We start from the raw sequence: 4,183 nt of genomic DNA on the forward strand, positions 1-4,183 counted from the left end.
GTCGCCGGTACTGGCTGGACGCCTCCGCGGGTGTGGGCGGAGCCGACCGGTTCGGGCTCGACACCACCGGCCACCCCCTCCTCGGCGCCGCCGTCGAACCGGCCCAGGACGGAGGGCTGCTGCTGACGGGCCGGCTCGGTCTCGGTACCCACGGCTGGCTGGCCGACCACACCGTCGGCGGTGCCGTACTGCTGCCCGGCACCGCCTTCCTGGAGTTCGCGCTGGCCGCAGCCGACCACGCGGGCTGTGACAGCGTGGCCGAGCTGACCATCGAGAGCCCTCTGGTGCTGCCCGGCCGGTCGGCCGTCCGCCTCCAGGCAGCGGTGAGCCGGCCCGACGCCGAGGGCCGTCGCACCATCGGCGTGTACTGCGCCGACGGCTCCGGCGAGTGGATCCGGCACGCCACCGGCCTGCTGGAAACCGCGCGACCCGACACGATCACCGGGCTCACCGCCTGGCCGCCGCCCGGCGCGACCGCCGTACCGGTGGACGACGCCTACGCCGAACTGGCCTCGCGCGGCTACACCTACGGCCCGGCGTTCCAGGGCCTGCACGCGCTGTGGCGACAGGGCGAGGACCTGTACGCGGAGGTACGTCTGCCCAGCGGTCCGGACGCGGAGGCCGGGCGGCTCGGCATCCACCCGGCACTGCTCGACGCCGCGCTGCACCCCGTCGTACTGACGCAGCAGGAGGGCAGGATGCTGCTGCCGTTCTCCTGGAACGGCGTACGCCTGCACACGACCGGAGCCACCGCCCTGCGGGTGCGCTGGTCGCCGGCCGGCGCGGACACCGTGTCCCTGGTGGCGGCCGACAGCACGGGCGCCCCGGTGCTCAGCGTCGAGTCGCTGGTGCTGCGCCCCTCGGCGCCGGTGCGTCACCGTGCCGCCGATGACTCACTGCACCGCGTCCTCTGGTCCCCGGTGCCCGTGGGACAGCCGGAGACCGCCGGCTGGGCGGTCCTCCAAGCGGGCCTCGGCCGGGATGCCGAGCGACCCTCCGACGCCGCACTGCCGCTGCCGGGGCTGCGCAGAGCAGGCGGGCTCGGTGAACTGACCGCCGGCGGCCGACCGGTACCGGACACGGTCGTGCTCGACTGCGGAGCGGTCGGTGGCGCCGAACCGGCGGCCGATGCGGCCCGCGGCGTGGGCCGGGTGCTGGAACTGGTCCAGGGATGGCTGGGTGAGGAAGCGCTCGCCGACGCCCGGCTCGTCGTGGTGACGCGGGGCGCGATCGGCGCCCTGCCCGAGGACACCGTCCCCGATCCGGCGGGCGCCGTGCTGTGGGGCCTGCTGCGCACGGCGCAGTCCGAACACCCGGGCCGGTTCCTCCTCGTGGACGTCGACGGCACGAGTGCGTCCGCTCAGGCCCTGCCCGCCGCCGTCGCCGCCGGTGAACCGCAGCTGGCGATACGCGCCGGCGTGCCCCACGCACCCCGGCTGACCTCCGCCCGCGCCGACGGCGAGCCGACGGTGCTCGACGGCGACGGCACGGTTCTGGTCACCGGTGGTACGGGTGGCCTGGGCGCGCTGTTCGCCCGGCATCTGGTCGCGGAGTACGGCGTACGGCACCTGCTGCTGACCAGCCGGCGTGGTGCTGCGGCTCCGGGGGCGGAGGAGCTGGTCGCGGAGTTGCGGGAGTCGGGGGCGCAGGTGACGGTCGCGGCCTGTGACGTGGCGGACCGGGCGGCGCTGGCCGCCCTGCTGGAGACGGTTCCGGCCGGGCATCCGCTGACCGCCGTCGTGCACGCCGCGGGTGTCCTCGACGACGGAACCCTGGAGACGCTGACCCCGGAACGCTGCGCCGCCGTACTGGCCCCCAAGGCCGGCGCCGCCTGGAACCTCCACCTGCTGACCCAGGACCTGCCGCTCACCGCCTTCGTCCTGTTCTCCTCGATCGTCGGCCAGACCGGCAACGCCGGCCAGGCCAACTACGCCGCCGCCAACACCTTCCTGGACGCACTCGCCCAGCACCGACGGGCCCTCGGGCTGCCCGGCCTCTCCCTGGCCTGGAGCCTGTGGAACACCGGCGACGGCATGGGCGCGGCACTGACCGACACCGAGCTGTCCCGCTGGAGCCGGAACGGGCTGGAACCGCTCGACGCCGAGACGGGCCTCGCCCTGTTCGACGCGGCACTCGCCGCCGACCAGGCGCTCCTCGTGCCCGCACGTCTGGACGCCGCGGCGCTGCGCGCCCGGTCCGAGGCCGGACTCCTGCCTGCGATACTCCGGCCCGCAGCTCGCCGCCCGGCCCGGCAGCGGGCCGACAACGCGGCCTCCGCGGACGGCTCCTGGCTCGAGCGGCTCGCCGCGCTCAGCGCGGACGACCGCCGAGCAGCCGTACGGGACCTGGTGCTCTCCACGGTGGCCGCCGTGCTCGGTCACGGAGACCCGAAGGCCGTCGACGCCCACCTCTCCTTCCGCGAACTGGGCTTCGACTCACTCACCGGAGTGGAGCTGCGCAACCGCCTCAACTCCCTCGCGGGCGTACGACTGCCCGCCACCGTGGTCTTCGACCACCCCACGCCCGAGGCACTGGCGGACCTGCTGCTCGAACTCGCTCCGGGAGCGACCGCGTCCAGCGCCGAGGAGGAGATCACCGCCCCTGCCGCCTCCGACGACGAGCCCATCGCCGTCATCGGCATGGCCTGCCACTACCCCGGAGGCGTCAACAGCCCCGAGGATCTGTGGCGGCTGGTCGCGGACGGCCAGGACGCGATCACCGGGTTCCCGTCCAACCGAGGCTGGGACCTGGACGCCCTGTACGACCCGGACCCCGAGCGGTCCGGCACCACGTACTGCCGTCAGGGCGGCTTCCTGCACGACGCCGACCGCTTCGACGCCGAGTTCTTCGGGATCTCCCCGCGCGAGGCCGTACCGATCGACCCCCAGCAGCGGCTGCTGCTGGAGACGGTCTGGGAGACCCTCGAGCACGCCCGGCTCGACCCGGGCACCCTGCGCGGCAGCCGCACCGGTGTCTTCGTCGGCGCCATGTACAGCGACTACGGGGCACGGGTCGCCAAGGCACCCGAGGAGTACGAGGGCTACCTGCTCACCGGCAGCACCGGCAGCGTGACCTCCGGCCGCATCGCCTACACCTTCGGTCTGGAGGGTCCGGCGGTGACGGTGGACACGGCGTGCTCGTCGTCCCTCGTCGCGATCCACCTGGCCGCCCAGGCGCTGCGGCGCGGGGAGTGCAGTCTCGCCCTCGCCGGCGGTGTGACGGTGATGGCCACCCCCAACACCTTCGTGGAGTTCAGCCGCCAGCGGGCCCTTTCCCCCGACGGCCGCTGCCGCTCCTTCGCGGCCGGCGCCGACGGCACCACCTGGAGCGAAGGCGTCGGCATGCTCCTGGTCGAGCGGTTGTCGGACGCGCGGCGCAACGGGCACCGGGTGCTGGCCGTGGTCCGGGGCAGTGCGGTGAACCAGGACGGTGCGTCGAACGGGTTGACGGCGCCGAACGGTCCGTCGCAGCAGCGGGTGATCCGGCAGGCGCTGGCGGACGCGGGTCTGTCGGCGGCGGACGTGGACCTGGTGGAGGCGCACGGCACCGGTACGACGCTGGGTGATCCGATCGAGGCGGAGGCGCTGATCGCCACGTATGGCGCGGCTCGTTCCGCGGAGCGGCCGTTGTGGTTGGGGTCGTTGAAGTCGAACATCGGGCATGCGCAGGCGGCAGCGGGTGTCGGTGGTGTGATCAAGATGGTGGAGGCAATCCGGCACGCCGAGATGCCGCGCACCCTGCATGTGGACGAGCCGTCCCCGCACGTGGACTGGTCCGCGGGCACGGTCCAGTTGCTGACCGAACGCCGGCAGTGGAAGGGCGACGGTCCCCGCCGGGCGGCGGTGTCCTCCTTCGGCATCAGCGGCACCAACGCCCACCTCATCGTCGAAGAGGCCGGGACCGTTGAGGCCGTCCCCGCACCGGCCTCGACGCCGGGCACCGTACGACCGCTCGTCCTCCAGGCCCGTACCCCTGCCGCGCTGCGCGCCCAGGGTGCCCGGCTCCACCAGGCCCTCACCGCCGACGCCGGCCTCGAACCGGCCGACGTCGCACTGTCCCTGCTGACCACCAGGGCCCCGATGAAGCATCGTGCGGTGGTTCTGGGCGGGGGTCGTGAGGGTGTGCTGGCTGGTCTTGAGGCTGTGGCCGAGGGGCGGGATGTGCCGGGTGTGGTGACGGGTGG

The 4,183-nt window shown here is 74.1% G+C and carries 1 protein-coding gene; it reads left to right on the forward strand.

What is annotated here, in order from left to right; genetic code table 11:
* On the forward strand, window positions 1–4,183 hold a 4,183-nt coding region (locus ACZ5CW_RS41110; protein WP_468610941.1), incomplete at both ends, for a type I polyketide synthase.

This window comes from Streptomyces sp. NPDC031379, assembly GCF_055569615.1.